The following is a 19,317-nucleotide window of genomic DNA, read 5'->3' on the forward strand; positions in this document are numbered from 1 at the left end:
GATAGAGTTTTGTTTATGAATAGGTGATGTTAACATGCAAAAAATATATGACTTGATTATTATTGGCGGCGGGTGCGCTGGTTTGTCAGCGGGAATCTATGCTGGCAGAGCAAAACTCAATACATTGCTCATCGAACGAGATCATCCCGGCGGGCAGACCAGTAATACCAATGAAATAGCCAATTATCCAGGAGTTCGGAAGATTACAGGACCTCAATTGATGCAGGAAATGCAATCTCAGATGCAGGATTTTGCTGTGAGTATTGTGCAAAACGACATACAAATGGTTGATTTTTCTGGTGATGTGAAACGTTTGTATACAGCAGATGCTGAATACAACACTCGCGCTGTGATTATTGCAACTGGTGCAACACCAAAAAAAATAGGATTCCCGGGAGAGGTTGAATTTACCGGCAAAGGAATTGGTTATTGTGCAACCTGTGACGGAGAGTTTTTTTCGGGACTTGATATTTTTGTAATTGGTGGCGGTTATGTTGCGGCAGAAGAAGCCGTTTATTTAACACGATATGGAAAAACCGTTACGATTGTAATGCGGGGGAAAGATTTTTCTTGCGCAAAATCCATTGCGGATCGGGCGAAAGAACATCCAAAAATCAAAGTGCTCTATAATACCGTGGTGCGGGAAGTTCAAGGAACTGATTTTCTAGAAAAAGTGGTCTTTTTTAATACAAAAGAAGAAAAAGAAGTGGTTTATAAAGCAGATTTGACAGATAAAACATTTGGCTTATTTGTTTTTGCAGGGTATCAGCCAGCAACGTCTATTTTTAAAGATCAGATTACACTCGATTCGGCTGGGTATATTCCAACGGATGAATTTATGCAAACCAATGTGCCAGGAGTATATGCAGCAGGTGATTTACGGTCAAAGAGTTTACGCCAGATTGTAACTGCGGTAGCCGATGGCGCAATTGCTGCAACTGCAGCTGAAAAATATATTGCCCAGGAAAAAGAACGGCTTGGTATTGTTAATTCTGTCGAATCGGTGAATGTTACACCAGCGAAAACTGAGATACCTTTGGCTGTAAAAGGACAAACTTCAGAAGAAAATCCGACAGAATTTATTCCAGCTGAAATGAAAAAACAACTTACCGGACTTTTTGCTGCATTGGTAAAAGATATCTCAATTGTTTCGATTTATGAAGAAACGGATGCAAAATCAATGGAGATGGTTACTTTTTTAAAAGAGATAACTGCTTTGAGTGAGCAAATAACATTATTGCTTTATCGCAAGAATGAAAATCCGGATATGGAAAAACAAATTGGCTTTACTCGGATGCCAATCGCTGCTTTCTTGAACGAAAAAAATGAATATGTTGGTATTAAGTTTTCAGGGATACCAGGTGGACATGAAATGACTTCATTTGTATTGGCTGTTTATAATTTGGCCGGCCCGGGACAGCAAATAGAGCAGAGCGTGCAAGCTAAAATCGAAAAAATAACAAAACCAACTAAACTAGAAGTTTTTGTATCGTTATCGTGTCATTTTTGTCCGGATGTAGTCAGTGCTGGACAGAAGATTGCATCGATTCAACCGTTGGTAGAGGCGGAAATGATTGATATATCACTCTTTCCTGAACTTAAGCAAAAATTAAAAATCATGAGTGTTCCTGCAATGTCAATTAATGGCGGAAAAATTATTTTTGGTGCTAAAAAAATTGATGAAATTGTCGATCAAATCTTACAGGAGGCATAACGTCGAAGAATTTGTTCATAAGAATATAGGCGAAATTGATAACTATTTTTATAGTTATTGATTTCGTCTTTTTTAGAGCTTTAAAAGGATGTTTTTAAAAGAGGAAATTGTTAGAATACAGCGAATAATAATACTAACCGGTTAACTAAATTGATTGCTATTAACCTAATAATATACATAAATGGTTTATTTAAGTATAATCTATGATAGACAAGGCATATGAAAAATTTTGGGTGTTGAGGTGGAGAAACAAAATGAAACTTACGATTGGTAAACAGATTTCAGCAACTTGTATCATGATTATTGCTATCTTTATGATAATGGATGTGTACATGTATTATCGTTTGATAAATGTTGAGCAGACGTATCAAACTCTATTAACAGATTCTACAGAGTTTACCAGTGCCGCAAAAGATATTCGCGCACAGCTTTGGATACGCAATACACACATACGAAATTATATATTGACGGGTGATAAAGCCTATTTAAAACAGAGTGATGATGTGAAAAAATTGACAGACGATAAGGTTAATGAGCTAGAATCTTCTATGAATTTTTCTCAAGCGAAAAAAGAAATAGGAATACTAAAATTAGCTCTGACCGAGTATGATAAGACGTTGAATCAGGGAAATGAAGTTCGTGATAAATTAGGTATTGAAGGGACCTTGAAATTTTTGTCGGCTTCTGGGAAACGGGCTGATGGAATGGATAAAGTCATTGATGGTTTTACGAATTTTGTGGGAGCGGAAATTAACGCAAGGATCGATCAAACAAAAGCGGAACAAAAACAGGCAAGTGTAATTTTAGTTGTATGCAATTTATTGACTTTGATTTTTGCTGTTTTGGCATCCATTATTTTAGCACGGAAAATATCACGACCCGTGGCGATGATGGCAGGTGTTGCCGGAAAAGTTGCCGGTGGTGATTTGCGGTCAGAGGATGTTGGCTATCATTCGAATGATGAAATCGGTGATATGGCTAAAGCAATTCAGGAAATGGTTACACGCCTGCGTAGTATGGTCCAGCAAGTTGTGCTTACGGCTAAAGATGTCGCAGCAGCTAGTAATCAATTAAATTTGGTTTCGGATCAATCGGCACAAGCGGCACAGGAAATTGCGGACACGACTACTCAATTAGCCGAAGGTGCGGTGAGACAAACCACTGAAATGAATCAGGTTGTCAGTGTTGTGGGGGACATGGTAGATAATATTGGCAATGTTGCTGATAATGCAGTGCGTTTGTCACAGCGGGCTACGAAAACCGCGGATGTTGCAGTACAAGGGAAAAATGCGGTGGCTAAAGTCGGATCGCAGATGCAATTGATTAATGATTCCGTGAACCAGTCTGCAGATGGTGTTAAAAATCTAGGTGAAAGTTCAAAACAAATTGGCGAAATTGTTCAAGTTATTAGTGAAATTTCAAGTCAAACCAATTTATTAGCTTTGAATGCGGCGATTGAAGCGGCAAGAGCCGGTGAGCATGGCCGTGGTTTTGCAGTTGTTGCTGGTGAGGTAAAAAAATTGGCGGATCAGTCTCAAAAAGCAGCGCAGAGTATTACAGAACTTATCAATGATATACAAGTACGTATCCATTCGGTGGTTGAAATGATGGAAAAGGGCAGTGTCGATGTACAAAATGGAACGACTGAAATGATGTCAACCCTCGAGCAATTTAATAACATTGCAACACTTATACAGGAACTTGATCAGCAAGTCGGCGATATCACCAAGGGAACCGCAAATGCATCCACCTCAGGTACTCGAGTTTTGGATTCCATTGAAATGGTTAAAAAAATGGTTGGGAAAACGGTTTCGGGGACACACTCTATTTCGGCTGCAACCGAGCAGCAGCTGGCATCCATTGAAGAAATTTCATCTTCGAGCAGTTTGCTGGCAAAACAGGCAAAAAAATTGGAATCAATGATGGATCGGTTTAAACTTTAATTTATTTAATACAGTTGATGGAGGTTTACGGGAATATGATGAGGAAAACTGTTTTATTGCTGCTGGTTATTTCTTTGCTTGTTCTTATATCTGGCTGTGGCAGTTCAGATAAAGAGAAAAATGCGACGATCATTTTAAAAGCAAATGATGTACATACAGACGATTACCCAACGACACAAAGCACAAAATATATGGGGAAGCTACTGGAAGAGCGGAGTAATGGCCGGATTAAATTGCAAATCTATTCAGATGGGCAGCTAGGGGATGGCAAGGTAATTGAAGATGCTATGGCTGAGGGGGTCATTGATATCGATCGGGAAGGTATTGATCGTTATGCAAGTCAGATTCCGACGCTGCAGGCCTTCATTATGCCTTACGTATTTCGTGACTCAGCGCATGTATGGAGAGTGCTTGAGGGGCCTATTGGTGAGCGGGTCAAAAGTGAATTAAAAGATAAAGATAAGGTAGTTTTGGCCTTTTATGATTCAGGTATGCGAAGTTTTTATGCTATGAAACCGATTATGAAACCGGAAGACCTTAATGGAATGCAGCTCAGGGTACTAAGTGGTGATGTGTTTGAAAATATGCTGGGAATATTGCAAGCGCAGAGTGTGGCGCTAGGGTATAATGATATTTATCCAGCATTGCAGGTGGGGAAAATCACTGGAGCTGAAAATAATATACCGAGTTATTTAAGTGCAAAACATTTTGAAATTGCTAAATATTATACCTTGGATGAGCATATGGCAATTCCAGAAATCCTGTTTATCAGTAAACAATCCTGGGATAAGTTAAGTCCGGATGATCAAAAATTATTAGCAGAGTGCGGTGCGGAAGCTGGTCAATATGAACGGAAATTATGGGATGATTTCACAAAGAAGGGGATGGATGAATTACAAAAGCAGGGTGTACAGTTTATTAAACCGGATAAAGCGGCTTTTACAAATGCCATGCAGCCGTTATATGAAAAATACCCCAATTTAGTGCCAATTATCAAAGAAATCCAAGCCGTACAGTGATAAATAAGACCTCTCAGCTTTTTTGCTGAGAGGTCTTATTTAGTATGGTTACGTATTTATTTATGCTTTGTTTTTTGGTAGACATATTTTATGTGAAATCGTTACCAGACAGGTGTCTCGATTCTTTTTTGTCGTAATATCATATTGTGATTTAAATTCTTTTGTATCAAGCCATGGCGGCAGGTGGGAACAGATAAAGTCCAGTTTGATAAAGGGTGTGTTTTTCAAAAATGGCTGTAAGGCTCTTTTGGATGAGATATCGGGATGTGTAGTTTGGAGCTGGATTAAATCTAAAAAATAAATACCATCTACGGTTTTTACAGGACCTAATGCAGTGTCTGACTGTTCACTGTTTTCGTGTTCAGAGCGATAAACATCAGCGACTATTTCATCGAAGTCTTGCGGTGTAAAGTTCGTCATTTCGAAAATATGAAAGCCCATTCGGTCAAAGATATGAAAAGGGAGACCATTAATCGAAGGACTGAGAATGATTTTACAGTCTTCTAATTTTGTGATTAAATTGCGAATCTGATTACGAAGATCTTCTAAATTACTTTTAAAATTGAATTGTACAGGAATTTCTTTGCGTAACTGCCATGTATCATCTTGCTTTTGATAGAGCAAGATAATCGTTGTTTCGCTCAGTGCAGCAAAATTTTTGGCTGTGTTTGTTGTTATAGAAATTTTGTCCAACATGAGTTTACATTCCTTTCATTAATCAATGATTTATTTATAAAATATAGGCTACACTGTATAAAAAGTCAAGCGGAAAGATTGTATACAAAATATTTATAAAAACTTGAAAATTTCTTCGACGAATAAAATAAAGTAAATATATAGAATGTATTAATTTTTAAAGTAAAAAGAGGACACTTCTTGTTTAGTAAGCTATGAATACAAATGACAGAAAATTTAAAAAAGAGAGGATTTTTTTTACATAAAATGGAATTGACAAAGATATTTTTATAATCTATAGTTATCACATCGAAGGGAAATTGCCCTGAGATTTATAAACAGGAAATAAAAAATTTATGTTGATGCAATGAGTAAACTTATATAGTTTTGGTTTTGCGGACAGAGACGTCTTGATTATAGCAATCGCTATGATCAAGACGTTTTTTTATTCTCTTTGTTGTAAAGTGCAAATAAGGAAACATCCTTTTTGTCTTTATATAAATAAATTAAGTGATAACGAGATGGAGGGTTTTATTATGAGACAGGTAGCTATTTATGGCAAGGGTGGAATTGGTAAATCTACAACGACACAGAATTTGAATGCTGGTTTAGCCGCAATGGGGAAAAAAATAATGATTGTTGGTTGTGACCCGAAAGCTGATTCAACTCGCTTAATTTTGGGAGGACTGGCACAGCAGACTGTTCTTGACACACTTCGTGAAGAAGGCGATGATGTTGAACTGGATCTGGTTTTAAAAGCAGGTTTCAGTGGTATCCGCTGTGTTGAATCAGGTGGTCCGGAACCAGGTGTTGGTTGTGCTGGTCGTGGTATTATTACCTCGATTAACTTATTGGAACGCCTTGGTGCATATGAAGAGGATTTGGATTATGTGTTTTATGATGTTTTAGGTGATGTTGTTTGCGGCGGGTTTGCAATGCCAATCCGTGAAGGTAAAGCAAAAGAAATTTATATAGTTGCTTCTGGTGAAATGATGGCATTGTATGCAGCCAATAACATAGCCAAAGGGATTACAAAATATGCAAATACTGGTGGAGTTCGTTTGGGCGGTATTATTTGCAACAGTCGTAAGGTTGATGGTGAAGCAGAGCTGGTGGAAGCATTTGCCAAGGAACTCGGTTCACAGATGATTCATTTTGTACCGCGTGACAATATGGTACAGAGAGCCGAAATCCATAAACAAACTGTAATTGAATTTGATCCTGAATCTACGCAGGCTGGTGAATATAGATCTTTGGCAAATAAAATTGACGGTAATCAAATGTTTGTTATACCAAAACCATTGTCGCAAGAACGTCTGGAATCTTTATTAATGGAACATGGATTGATGGATATTTAAAAATTTACAGTTGAGATAAGAAGGGGGATATGATTATGATTATGATAAGGGCGGTTGTCAGACCCGAAAAATCGGGGCTTGTTTTATCAGAATTATTGGATGCTGGTTATGTTGGTGTAACGAAAGAAGAAGTTTATGGTCGTGGTCGCCAAAAAGGAATTATTGTTGGTGAAGTTCATTATGATGAACTGCCAAAAGAACTTTTGATTATTATTGCCGAAGATGCCGATAAAGAAGACATTATAAAAATTATTATGAGAAATGCGAAAACCGGTGAGAATGGCAACTTCGGTGATGGCCGAATTTTCATCACACCAGTTGATGAAGCGTACACGATTAGTTCTGGAAAAGCTGGGCTATAAGAGAGGATGGGTGGCAAATGAAAGAAATAATGGCTTTTATACGCTTGAATATGGTCAATCCAACCAAGCATGCACTGGCAAAAGTCGGTTATCCGTCCTTTACTTGCTCGAAGGCGGTAGGACGAGGTAAAAGACCGCTGGCCGCAGAAGCAATTCAGGTTATTATGGAAAATGCAGGTTCGGTTCCCGCCGATGAAATAGGGGAACATTTATCAGAAGGTATCCGTTTGGTGCCGCGTCGTTCTTTTTCTTTGATTGTGGATGATGAACAAGTGGCTTTGGCTGTGAAAACTATTATTCAAGTAAATCAAACAGGAACACCAGGAGATGGCAGGTTGTTTGTGATGCCGGTTGCGGAAGGCTATAATATTAGAACTGGTGAACGCCAGATAAAAGAACTTGACCGATAGGGGGCGAACAGCGTGAATGAACGCGAGAAAATTTTAGATAAATATTCAGCAAAAGTTTTTAAAAATCGTAAAGATCATGTTGTCCAATTTGACAATGCGGGAATGCCAAAAGAAATTGCTGCCAATAGTCGCTCCATTCCTGGTCTTATGAGTAATCGGGGCTGTTGTTATGCAGGTTGTAAAGGTGTTGTACTAGGGCCGCTGCGAGATGTTGTAGTTTTAACCCATGGACCAATTGGCTGCGGATTTTATAGCTGGGGGACACGACGCAATAAAGCAAAATCTGAAGATGGCAAGAGTTATATTCAGTATTGTTTTTCGACGGATATGCAGGAAGCGGATATTGTTTTCGGTGGTGAAAAGAAACTGAGACAGGCAATAGAGGAAGCTATGGAACTATTTAATCCAAGCTGCATCATGATTTGCTCTACCTGTCCGGTCGGTCTGATTGGTGATGATATCAACGCTGTCGCAACTTGGGCTGAAGAAAAATTCAAAATTAAATGTGTGGCCTATAGCTGCGAGGGCTATAAAGGTGTCAGCCAATCAGCCGGGCATCATATCGCCAACAATGGGTTAATGAAATCCATTATCGGAACTGGTGATGCACCACTGACGAAGAAATATTCCGTGAATATTCTTGGTGAATATAATATTGGCGGCGATGGCTGGGAAACAGAACGGTTGCTCGAAAAAATCGGGTATGAAGTGGTATCGATTTTTACCGGGGACGGCAGCTATGAAGCCATTAAAAATGCTCATACGGCGAATTTGAATCTCGTACAGTGTCATCGTTCCATCAATTACATTGCTGAAATGATGAAAACAAAATATGGGATTGATTGGCTGAAAGTGAATTTTATCGGGATTGATGAAACGATTCGTACTTTACGGGAAATTGCTGTTTACTTCAACGATCCGACCCTGATTGCAAATACTGAAACAGTTATTGCTGAGGAATTGGAAGAAGTGGCAGAAGCCAGAGAATATTATCAAGAAAAACTCCATGGGAAAACCGCAGCTGTTTTTGTTGGGGGCTCTAGATCACATCATTATCAAATGTTGTTAGCTGATTTTGGCATGAAGACCATTATTGCGGGTTATGAATTTGCCCATCGTGACGATTATGAAGGGATGGAAGTTCGACCAAATGTAAAAGTTGATGCTGATAGTCGTAATATCGAAGAACTGACGATGACGCCTGACGATAAATACTATCATCTATCAGTTGACAAAGAACGTTTTGATGCGTTGAAGTTGACCACGGAGCTTGAGTATTATAAAGGTATGTTCAAGGATATGGGTGACGGTACGATTGCGCTTGATGATTTCAATCATTATGAAACAGAAAAATTATTGGAATTGTTTCATCCCAATATTTTTTATTCTGGTATCAAAGATAAATATATGATTCAAAAATCGGGGACACCATCCAGACAAATGCATTCGTATGATTATAGCGGCCCGTATGCGGGGTTCAAAGGTGCTATCAAATTTGCCAGTGATACGTATATGAGTTTATTTACACCAGCTTGGCAGTATATTACGCCGCCATGGCGCATGCAGCCAACGCTTGAAGGAAAAGTAGGAGGTGCAGACTAATGCTGGATTTAACACCAAAAAAAATAATTGAACGTACGGCATTGCGCATCAACCCTTGTAAAACATGCCAACCAGTTGGTGCTATGTATGCGGCACTTGGAGTACATCGTTGTATGCCGCATAGCCATGGCTCACAGGGTTGTTGTTCCTATCACAGAACGTTTTTAGCTCGGCATTTCAAGGAACCGGCAATTGCAACAACGAGTGCTTTCACCGAAGGTACATCGGTATTTGGCGGCGGGAGCAATGTTAAACAATCCGTAAAAAATATTTTTGAAATCTATGATCCAGATATTATTGCGGTGCATACGACTTGTCTAAGTGAAACCATTGGTGACGATTTAAATACGTATATTCAACAGATGGACATTCCTGAAGGTAAAATCGTTGTGCATACGAATACACCAAGTTATGCGGGATCGCATGTTAATGGATTTTTCAATATGATGTGTGGGTTTATTAAATATTTGTCTAAAGCTACAGCCGTTAAAAATGGTAAAATTGGTATTTTTCCGGGGTTTGTCAATCCTGGAGATATGCGTGAAATGAAACGGTTGGCAAAATTATTAAAGGCTGAATTTATCATGTTTCCTGATACCAGCGGCGTCTTAGATGCACCGATGACTGGCGAATATGAAATGTATCCTAAAGGCGGCACGACAATTCCTGAGATTGTTTCTTTAGGTGATTGTGAAAAGATACTAGCACTGGGCGAGCTTACCAGTATGGAACCAGCTATCGAATTGAAACGTAAATGTGAAGTTGACTTTGATTCTTTGCCGCTGCCAATTGGCATTCAGGCAACGGATGCATATGTTATGGCGCTGTCACATTTTTCACAGCAGGAAGTTCCCGCTGCATTAGAAGAAGAACGCGGCCAATTAGTTGATATTATGATGGATGCGCATGCAAACTTTGATAAGAAGTCTGTAGCAATTTATGGTGATCCTGATACAGTTTTAGGGTTGGCTGCATTTGTTTTAGAAATGGGTATGATTCCTAAATACTTGTTGACTGGTACACCGAATGAAAAATTCATGACAAAAGCCAATGCTTTATTTGAAAAATTTGGTGTTACTGGCTGCAAAGCCAAAGCAAATGGTGATTTGTTTGAGCTGCACCAATGGATAAAAAATGATCCGGTGGATTTGCTTTTGGGTACGACACATGGTAAACAGATTGCCAAAGCGGAAGATATTCCATTGGTTAGAGCTGGTTTTCCGATTATCGATCGTTATGTACATTCTTATATGCCGCTTGTCGGGTATAGAGGGGCAATGCGTCTTTTGGAACTCATCTGCAATGCCTTGATGGATCGTCGTGATCGTGATGCAAAAGATGAAGATTTAGAAATGGTTATGTAAAGATTCGTAAAAAATACTTGACATTAAAAAAGAATTTGCCTAATATGAATATATAACTAAAAACTTTAAATCGTTGAGCCGAAGACCTTTAATACAATGAAGTATTTCATTTGTGTTAAAGGTCTTTTTATTTTTAACTGGGAGGGATAGCTATGGGCGCTGGAATCTTAGAAGAAAGAAAAGAGTCTATTTTGGTGAAAGACCATTGCAGCGGCAATGGAAAAGGCATTCAATGTGAGACACAAAGTGTCTCAGGAGCCGTCAGCCAGCGAGCTTGTGTATATTGCGGCGCCAGAGTAGTTTTGAACCCGATTACCGATGCTTATCATATCGTGCATGGTCCGATTGGCTGTGCCAGCTATACTTGGGATATCAGAGGAAGTCTATCCAGCGGCAGTGATATTTACCGCAATAGTTTTTCTACGGATTTGCGTGAACTTGATGTTATTTTCGGTGGTGAAAAGAAGTTGACTTCGGCTATCGATGAGATTGTTGCCTTGCATAAACCAAAATTGATTTTTGTTTATGCAACTTGTATTGTTGGCGTAATTGGTGATGATGTTGAAGCTGTCTGTAAGGCGGCCAGCGCCAAATACAATCTTTGCGTTATCCCAATTAAAGCACCAGGTTTTTCTGGAACGAAGACGTTAGGTTATAAGATGGCTTGTAATGCAATTATGGAAGTAATCAAGCCACATGTAAAAGTTGGGCAGATCAAAAAAGGAATCAATATTTTAGGTGATTTCAATTTAGCCGGTGAAATGTGGATCATTAAAAATTATTTTGATAAAATTGGGGTAAAAGTCATTTCAACGATTACGGGTGATGCTTCCTATGATACGTTAATTCAGGCTTCCACTGCAGAATTGAATATAGTGCAGTGTGCAGGTTCCAGTACGTATCTGGCGACTCGTATGGAGGAAGAACTCAATATTCCCTATATTAAAGTGAGCTTTTTTGGTGTGGAAGACACGACAAGTTCATTGCTTCGAGTTGCACAGGCAGTTGGTGATGCCCAGACGTTAGCACGGACTGAAACTTTTGTACAAGAACAGAGTAAAATCGCCCAAGAATTTCTAGAAAAATACAAACGAAATTTTATTGGCAAAAAAGCAGCGATTTATGTTGGTGGTGGATTTAAAGCGATTTCACTGATTCGCCAATTTAATGAAATGGGTATAAAAACGGTAGTTGTTGGTACGCAAACGGGCAAAAAAGAAGATTATGATATTATTGAAAGTCTGGTTGAAGATGATACCGTTATTTTGGACGATACCAATCCAGCAGAACTAGAAAAATTTATGAAAGAAAAAGAAGCCGATATTTTGGTCGGTGGTGTTAAGGAACGACCGTTGGCCTATAAACTTGGCATTGCATTTTGTGATCATAATCATGAGCGTAAACATGCACTTGGTGGTTATGAGGGCGTTATTAATTTTACACAGGAAGTAAATTTAACAATGAATAGTCCGGTTTGGCGCTATTTATAAAAAGATGATAAAAAGGGGCTGGTCTTATGGGGTACAATTTTACGAATTTAAATGTGAATCCTTGCAAAATGTGTATGCCGATGGGAGCGGTAACCGCGTTGTATGGAATTAAACGCTGTATGTCGATTTTACATGGATCACAAGGCTGCAGCACCTATATTCGTCGTCATATGGCTACACATTATAATGAACCGGTGGATATCGCTTCTTCTTCTTTAAGTGAAGAGGGTACTGTATTTGGCGGGGCGGATAATTTGCTTAAAGGATTAGCAAATATGATTCGCATGTATCAGCCGGAAGTAATCGGGGTGGCGACAACGTGTCTGGCAGAAACGATTGGCGAAGATGTCCCAGCGATTATCAGACGTTTTTATATGGCGAATCCTGACTGTAAGGTGAAGATTATACCAGTATCGAGTGCTGGCTATGCAGGGACGCAATATGAAGGCTTTTTTCGCTCCTTGCGCGCGATTGTTGAGTACGCAGAGATGGATGAAACAAAAAATAACAAAGTGAATATCATCACGGGAGCTATTTCACCAGCTGATACAAGATATCTCAAAAATTTATTAACAGAGCTGGGTATTGATTATATTTTGCTGCCGGATTTGTCAGAAAATCTGGATGGCGGGCATAGTGATGTTTATAATAGACTGCCGGATGGTGGGACTTCTTTGGCAGAAATCGCACATATGGCAGGGGCACAATATACGATAGAACTTTCAACTTTTATCAGTGACGAATCATCGCCTGGGAAATATTTAGCAGATACCTATGGTGTACCTTATAGCCGGATGGATTTACCAACCGGGGTACGAGCGATGGATGAACTTGTTGCTAAACTACTTGAGCTTGGCGGGAAGAGTACGATCAAACTGCAAAAAGAACGGGAACGTTATCTGGATGCAATGATTGATTCACATAAGTACAGTGCTTTGGGGCGGGCGGCTGTTTTTGGTGAACCGGATTTTGTTAAAGCGGTGATCCAATTATGTGCTGAAAATGGAATTGTCCCAGTTGTCAGTGCTACGGGGTCGGCTTGTAAGACGTTCCACGAACAGATTGAACCGGATATTAAAGCAGTAGCAGCGCCCGTGTTTGTGGAACGTTATGCAATGGTTGATGATGCAGACTTTGAGATGATTGAAAAATTGATGGTTGATTTGAAAGTGAATGTCATGATTGGCAATTCCGATGGCAGACGTGTTGCCCAAAGATTGAGTCTCGATTTGATTCGTTGCGCGTTTCCGATCCATGATCAAATTGGCGGGCAGCGCATTCAAATGCTCGGCTATGAGGGATCTTTGCAGCTTTTGGATCGCATTGTCAATTCATTATTAGGGGCGCGTGAACATACTTTTAGGGAAGAACTTTATAATAAATACTATTTAGGTGGTGAGCCGGGGAAAATGGAAACACAAGCAGTCGTAGAGATGAAGAGCGAAGTGCCAGTTGTGATGGAAAAAGTTAGTTCGCCTGCAGATAAAACAGAGACACATCCTTGTTTTAATTGCAATGGCGGTAAATATGCACGTATCCATTTACCGATTGCACCAAAATGCAATGTACAATGTAATTATTGTTTGCGCAAATACGATTGCCCGAACGAAAGCCGCCCTGGTGTAACAACGCAGATTCTTAACCCAGAAGAAGCTTTTGAAAAATACAAATTGGTGAAAGCAAATATGCCAAATCTTAAAGTAGTTGGTATTGCTGGCCCTGGTGATTCTTTAGCCAATTTTGATCAAACCAAACAAACGTTGTCTCTCATTAAAGAATATGATCCTGAAGTTACATTTTGTTTATCAACGAATGGGTTGATGCTGCCGATGTATGCGCAAGATCTTATTGATTTAGGGGTATCACATGTGACGGTTACAATGAATACCATTTCACCAAAAATCGGCGCACAAATTTATCAATATGTGAATTACATGGGTTTTCGTTACACGGGTGAACAAGGAGCAACGATTTTACTGGCGAATCAGCTCGCTGGAATCAAATACCTTACAGATCATGGCATTGTTTGCAAAATCAACATTGTCATGTTAAAGGGAATTAATGATGAGGAAATTGAAGCCGTTGTGCAAAAAGCAAAAGAATTACATTGCGAAATTACCAATATTATGCAGCTTATCCCGGTTAAAGGCAGTACGTTTGAAGATATGCCGCTTGTCAGCAATAAGGAAATCACGGCAATGCGTAAAAAATGTGAAGGGCATATGAAGCAAATGTATCATTGTCGTCAATGCAGAGCGGATGCCGTGGGGACCTTGGACAATGATGAGTCTATTAATTATCAAATGAAACAAGAAACAAACGTGATAGCGATTAAAAAAGAACGGCAGCGTTTTGCTGTAGCCACGAAGAGTGGTATGCTGGTTGATCAGCATTTTGGGCATGCACAAGAATTTTATATTTATGAAAGTGATGGGGAAACGGCAAACTTTATTGAAAAACGCAATGTTGATAAATATTGCAATGGACCTGATGTTTGTGAAGATAAGGTAGATAAAATTGAATCTATTTTGCAGACTATAAAAGATTGCAGCGCTGTGCTGGCACTGCGCGTTGGTGAATCACCATCACGACGGCTGGAGGCTCTGGGAATTCGTATTGTGGTTACCTATGATCGGATTGAAGAAGCTGTTAAAAAAGCAGCAAATCAATAAAATAAAGATACCATATAGGTTGAATTAAAAAATTGATGATTGCCATATGAAATATTTAATGCAACTTATATATTTTAGCGGGGTGAGAAGGATGATTCGTATCATTGATAATACGTTATCCTGTCTTGATTCATATCATGCATCACCGCATGATCTTTATCAATTGTTGGAAAGCTTATTAAAACTGCCAACAACTTATATTGAAATGTCTGCTTCAGTATATGAAAAGCTAATTTCCTTAAAAACGCTGCCGCAAAATAGAAAATATTTATTGCATGTCGTAAGTGCCATGCAGGCGGATCGTCATCCGGGACTTGCTGGTTATATTATGCCAGCCGAATCTTTTGGTAAAATGGGAAATGCGGTATATGAAATTAATTTCAAGAATATGGATAATTTTGTTTTTGATGAAAAATGTGTACAAGGTCTGCGTATTGTTGGCTTTGCTGAACGCATGGCAAAAGAGATCGAACAAGAAATAATAGATATATTGGCCTCGAAAGAAAAATTTGAGTTTTGTCCGAAAAACGATTATTTTTGTGCAACGGCTTTGGCGTTTGAATGGTGCCGTCTGGGCGGACAGAAGGTTGTTGCCAGTTTTTCTGGTATTGGCAATCAGGCTGGGTTGGAAGAACTTTTAATGGCGCTGCATTTAGAAAATTTATATGACCTCAAAGGAGATTTGTCTTGCTGCACCGAAATTAAACATTGTTTAGAGCGTATTGTCGGTCAAAATATTGCTCCCAATAAAGCCGTTATTGGCGAAGCTATTTTCGCAGTTGAAGCGGGTATTCATGTGGATGGTATCGTGAAAAATCCCAGCATTTATGAACCATATCCGCCAGAATTTGTGGGAAACAAACGGCAGATTGTTATGGGGCAATATTCGGGACGCAATGCGGTGCTCGCAAAAATGAAAGAACTGCAAATTCCAGAAAATGGTGTGGATCTTATTAAACTAGTGGAACTATTACAGCATAAAAGTTTGGTACTGCAAAAAAATTTGACGGATGCAGAATTTGCCAACCTTGTAAGGCTGGTGAAATAATGAAAAAACAACTTTATATGATTGATACGACATTACGTGACGGGGCACAAAGTCCGGGAATTTCTTTTTCAAAGACCGATAAAATCGAGATTGCCAAAGCTTTGGAAAAAGTCGGAGTTTATCAGTTGGAAGCAGGAATTCCTGCTATGGGGGCGAGTGAGAAAGAGGCTATTCTTGCCATTAAAGATGTTTGTAAAAAATCATTGATTGCTGCATGGAATCGGCTGAATATCAAAGATATTCAGCATTCTGTGGATTGCAGCCCCGATATTATCCATATCAGTGTCCCTGTCTCGGATTTGCAGGTGTATCAAAAGCTGCAAAAAGATCGTCTTTGGCTCAAAAAGGAAATGCTTGCCTGTGTTGATTATGCCTTAGAAAAAGGATTCTTTGTTACGATTGGTTTTGAAGATGCATCACGCGCAGATCTGGCTTTTATGATTGAAATGGGTACTGCTTTGCAGCAACTGGGCGTAAAACAATTGCGTTTTGCGGATACGGTGGGAATCTTGACACCGCACACTACGCAGATAAAAGTACGTTCTTTGATTGAATACACGGGGCTTGATATTGAGTTTCATGCACATAATGATTTGGGAATGGCTGTGGCTAATTCGATTGCTGCTGCAAGGGCGGGAGCAAGCTTTATTGATACGACAATTAACGGTATTGGAGAACGCACAGGAAATTGTGATTTCTATCAGTTTATAAAAGCGGCGCATTCTTTTTATGATATAATGACGGAAGAACTAGCAGCAAAAGAGATGGTGCAGTTGTTAGAAATAAATTTGCACAGAGAAAAGGATTGAGTGAAATGGTGAATAAAATATCTAGATTATTGGCAGTTTTGGCGATTTTTGCTTTTTCAATTTGGAGTGCTGGCTGTGGTGGGGCTGAAACTAAAAATACAGCGGCAGAGTCTAAGCCGCAAAAAGAAATTTTTGTTTCAGCCGCAGCGAGTTTAACCGATGTAATGAAAGAAATTTCGGCTGCCTATACAAAAAATCATCCAGATACCAAGTTGACGTTTAGCTTTGGCAGCAGCGGTGCTTTACAGACTGCAATTGAGCAAGGCGCTCCCGCGGATATTTTTCTTTCAGCGGCACAAAAACAAATGAATACCCTTGATAAAGAAGGGATTTTGGCTGAAGGAACAAAAAAAGATTTATTGATTAATAAAGTAGTATTGATTACACCGAAAGATAGTAAGGTTGAGATCACATCTTTTGCGGATCTTACCTCAGATAAAGTAAAACGAATTGCCTTAGGTGAACCGAAAGGTGTGCCGGTTGGTCAATATTCGGAAGAAATTTTCACCTCATTAAATACACTGGATCAAATGAAAGCGAAAGCCGTTTATGGTTCCGATGTGCGTCAGGTTTTAACTTGGACAGAAGCTGACGAAGTGGATTGTGGTATTGTCTATGCAACGGATGCAGCAACATCAGCTAAAATCAAGGTTGTAGCAGAGGCTCCGGCAGGCAGCCATAAACCTGTTATTTATCCGGCAGCGGCAATTAAGGCAAGTAAAAATCTAGATGAAGCAAAAGACTTTTTGACATTTTTAGCGACACCAGAAGTAACGAAAATTTTTGAGACATATGGATTTCAGGTAAAATGACGGACTGGTCACCACTTATTATTTCTTTGAAAACGGCCTTTTTATCTACGTTTATTACTTTTTTCTTTGGCGTTTATGCAGCTTTTTTAGTAGTGAAAGTGAAACGTTTTCAGGGATTAATGGATACCATTTTTACGCTGCCGATGGTTTTGCCACCGACCGTAGTCGGATTTTTTCTTTTACTATTATTTGGTAAGCAAAGTTTTCTTGGGCAAATTTTTTTGAGCGTTGGGGTGAATTTTGTTTTTTCGTGGGAAGCAACGGTAGTTTCTGCTGTGGTGGTCTCTTTCCCTTTGATGTATCGAACAACACGCGGCGCATTCGAACAATTAAATCCTGATTTGATTTACGCAGCTCGAACACTTGGCATTAGTGAATTTAAAATTTTTTGGCGAGTTATCTTACCGAATACCTGGTATGGCATTATGGCAGGGCTTATTCTTTCGTTTGCGCGTGCTTTAGGTGAGTTTGGGGCGACAATCATGACAGCTGGGAATATTCCCGGACTTACCCAGACCATGTCAACGGCTATTTATTCGGCAGTGCAGGCGGGAGATAATGCAACAGCTTTTTTTTGGGTAAGCATTGTGTGTGCCATTTCTTTTGCTGTGATTATTATGATGAACTATTGGATGAATCATCAACAGCAGTTTGCTGAATTTATCAGCAAAAGAAAGCGAGGCACTAAAAATGTCGTTGTTCGTTGATATAAAAAAATCATTGGGAGAGTTTGAACTCAATATTAAATTTGAGACGGACAATGAAGTATTTGCTTTGCTAGGTGCATCGGGTTGCGGTAAAAGTATGACTCTGAAATGTATTGCCGGTATTGAAAAACCGGATTCTGGTGTGATTCGTTTAAATGAAACGATACTCTTTGATAGTGAAAAAAAAATTAATTTACCACCGCAAAAACGTCATATTGGGTATTTGTTTCAAAATTATGCATTGTTTCCGAATATGACCGTGCGCGAAAATATAGAATTTGTTATTCAAACAACAGGAGCTGCGAAACTGGACATGCTGGCGACGCAGGTTCAAAGATTTCATTTAGCAGGATTGGAAGACCTTTATCCGGCTCAACTATCTGGTGGGCAGCAGCAGCGGACGGCTTTTGCCAGAATTTTGGCTTCCCAGCCAGAAGTATTGATGTTAGACGAGCCATTTTCTGCTTTAGACAGTTACTTGAAATGGCAGGTCGAACAGGAGCTTCGGGCCTTGCTTAAAACATATCAACGTCCTGTTTTATTTGTATCGCATGATCGCGATGAAGTATTTCGGCTTTCAGAGCGGATTGCTGTTTTAGCGCAAGGTAAAATTGATGTGATTCATAGCAAACATGATTTATTTGATTCACCAGAAACATTAGCGGCTACGTTGATTACCGGGTGTAAAAATATTTCCATTGCGAAAAAAATTGACTCTCAGACGTTATATGCACAAGAATGGGGACTACAGCTTCGTGTTGATGGTACGATTCCCGATGATTTATGTTATGTTGGTTTTAGGGCGCATTTTTTTGAAATGGGTCAGTCACCCAAAAATTCTTTTGCCGTTGAAATTGTTGATGTGGTAGAAGACACTTTTTCTATATTGATAATGATTCGTCCGCAAGGGTCTTTGGTTAAGCCGCTTCGTTGGGAATTAGGAAAAGAACTCTGGCAGAGAATCTCACCAGATAATCTTTTTTTAACCATCCCTGAAGATAAAATTATATTAATGAAGAAATGAGGTATGAAAAATGAAAATCAGTGCGAGAAATCAACTCAAAGGTGAAGTGGTTTCCATTCAAGAAGGTTCTGTTAACGCGATTGTGGGTATCAGGATTGCAAGTGGGGATGTTGTAAGTGCAACCGTATCCATGAATGCAGTGAAAGATTTGAATCTGAAAGTCGGGAAAGAGGCTTATGCAATAATTAAAGCAACTTCCGTTATGATCGGTGTAGAATAAATCGCATAAACAGCAGGTGTTTATGTTTGTACAAAATGAAATGTCCAGGTGAAAACCTTGGACATTTCATTTTTTTGTTTTAAATTAT

17 protein-coding genes are annotated in these 19,317 nt (G+C 39.3%); 16 read left to right on the forward strand and 1 reads right to left on the reverse strand.

From position 1 onward, the window contains the following. The first annotated feature begins 34 nt into the window (after positions 1–34). The 3 genes from trxB (at position 35) to F606_RS0108885 (ending at position 4,676) form a co-directional block, all read left to right on the forward strand. A complete protein-coding gene (trxB, locus tag F606_RS0108875) occupies positions 35–1,714 on the forward strand; it encodes a thioredoxin-disulfide reductase (RefSeq protein WP_019553533.1) in 1,680 nt (559 codons plus the stop codon). Between the two features lie 254 nt (positions 1,715–1,968). Beyond that, complete coding sequence (locus tag F606_RS0108880) at positions 1,969–3,657, forward strand: methyl-accepting chemotaxis protein (protein WP_019553534.1); 1,689 nt, start codon at positions 1,969–1,971, stop codon at positions 3,655–3,657. Between the two features lie 35 nt (positions 3,658–3,692). Next, positions 3,693–4,676 (forward strand): TRAP transporter substrate-binding protein, encoded by a 984-nt coding sequence (locus F606_RS0108885; RefSeq protein WP_019553535.1) that lies wholly within the window; start codon positions 3,693–3,695, stop codon positions 4,674–4,676. A gap of 60 nt (positions 4,677–4,736) precedes the next feature. On the opposite strand, the gene F606_RS20860 is transcribed toward F606_RS0108885, so the two are convergent. After that, on the reverse strand, positions 4,737–5,372 hold the full coding sequence (locus tag F606_RS20860) for a Fe-only nitrogenase accessory AnfO family protein (protein ID WP_019553536.1): 636 nt from the start codon (positions 5,370–5,372) through the stop codon (positions 4,737–4,739). Positions 5,373–5,887: 515 nt separating this feature from the next. Between F606_RS20860 and nifH the strand changes: the two genes are divergently transcribed. The 13 genes from nifH (at position 5,888) to F606_RS0108955 (ending at position 19,229) form a co-directional block, all read left to right on the forward strand. After that, on the forward strand, positions 5,888–6,709 hold the full coding sequence (gene nifH, locus F606_RS0108895) for a nitrogenase iron protein (RefSeq protein WP_019553537.1): 822 nt from the start codon (positions 5,888–5,890) through the stop codon (positions 6,707–6,709). Between the two features lie 35 nt (positions 6,710–6,744). Continuing rightward, positions 6,745–7,071 (forward strand): P-II family nitrogen regulator, encoded by a 327-nt coding sequence (locus F606_RS0108900; RefSeq protein WP_019553538.1) that lies wholly within the window; start codon positions 6,745–6,747, stop codon positions 7,069–7,071. A gap of 17 nt (positions 7,072–7,088) precedes the next feature. Next, positions 7,089–7,481, forward strand: coding sequence for a P-II family nitrogen regulator (locus F606_RS0108905; RefSeq protein WP_019553539.1), 393 nt, complete (start codon positions 7,089–7,091; stop codon positions 7,479–7,481). Between the two features lie 12 nt (positions 7,482–7,493). After that, positions 7,494–9,083 carry a nitrogenase component I subunit alpha gene (locus F606_RS0108910; RefSeq protein ID WP_019553540.1) on the forward strand — a complete coding sequence of 530 codons (1,590 nt, stop codon included), beginning with the start codon at positions 7,494–7,496 and terminating at the stop codon, positions 9,081–9,083. Beyond that, the gene (locus F606_RS0108915; protein WP_019553541.1) at positions 9,083–10,447 is read left to right on the forward strand and encodes a nitrogenase component 1; all 1,365 of its coding nucleotides are present in this window, start codon (positions 9,083–9,085) and stop codon (positions 10,445–10,447) included. Before F606_RS0108910 ends, F606_RS0108915 begins: the two co-directional genes overlap by 1 nt. Before the next feature lie 152 nt (positions 10,448–10,599). Beyond that, on the forward strand, positions 10,600–11,937 hold the full coding sequence (gene nifE, locus F606_RS0108920) for a nitrogenase iron-molybdenum cofactor biosynthesis protein NifE (protein ID WP_019553542.1): 1,338 nt from the start codon (positions 10,600–10,602) through the stop codon (positions 11,935–11,937). A gap of 26 nt (positions 11,938–11,963) precedes the next feature. After that, positions 11,964–14,609, forward strand: a complete 2,646-nt coding sequence (gene nifB / locus F606_RS0108925; RefSeq protein ID WP_019553543.1) for a nitrogenase cofactor biosynthesis protein NifB — start codon at positions 11,964–11,966, stop codon at positions 14,607–14,609. Between the two features lie 91 nt (positions 14,610–14,700). Next, positions 14,701–15,657 (forward strand): homocitrate synthase/isopropylmalate synthase family protein, encoded by a 957-nt coding sequence (locus F606_RS22290; protein WP_019553544.1) that lies wholly within the window; start codon positions 14,701–14,703, stop codon positions 15,655–15,657. Continuing rightward, positions 15,657–16,466: a hydroxymethylglutaryl-CoA lyase-like TIM-barrel protein gene (locus tag F606_RS0108935; protein ID WP_019553545.1), complete on the forward strand. Its 810-nt coding sequence runs from the start codon at positions 15,657–15,659 to the stop codon at positions 16,464–16,466. The genes F606_RS22290 and F606_RS0108935 overlap by 1 nt, the downstream gene beginning before the upstream one ends. Positions 16,467–16,471: 5 nt before the next feature. Beyond that, positions 16,472–17,278 carry a molybdate ABC transporter substrate-binding protein gene (gene modA, locus F606_RS0108940; protein WP_019553546.1) on the forward strand — a complete coding sequence of 269 codons (807 nt, stop codon included), beginning with the start codon at positions 16,472–16,474 and terminating at the stop codon, positions 17,276–17,278. Further along, positions 17,275–17,985, forward strand: coding sequence for a molybdate ABC transporter permease subunit (gene modB, locus F606_RS0108945; protein WP_019553547.1), 711 nt, complete (start codon positions 17,275–17,277; stop codon positions 17,983–17,985). Before modA ends, modB begins: the two co-directional genes overlap by 4 nt. Beyond that, a complete protein-coding gene (locus F606_RS0108950) occupies positions 17,969–19,009 on the forward strand; it encodes a sulfate/molybdate ABC transporter ATP-binding protein (protein WP_019553548.1) in 1,041 nt (346 codons plus the stop codon). The genes modB and F606_RS0108950 overlap by 17 nt, the downstream gene beginning before the upstream one ends. Positions 19,010–19,019: 10 nt before the next feature. Beyond that, positions 19,020–19,229 carry a TOBE domain-containing protein gene (locus tag F606_RS0108955; protein ID WP_019553549.1) on the forward strand — a complete coding sequence of 70 codons (210 nt, stop codon included), beginning with the start codon at positions 19,020–19,022 and terminating at the stop codon, positions 19,227–19,229. Positions 19,230–19,317: the final 88 nt, after the last annotated feature.

This window comes from Propionispira raffinosivorans DSM 20765, from assembly GCF_000381065.1.
GTDB classification, from domain to species: Bacteria; Bacillota; Negativicutes; order Selenomonadales; family Selenomonadaceae; genus Propionispira; species Propionispira raffinosivorans.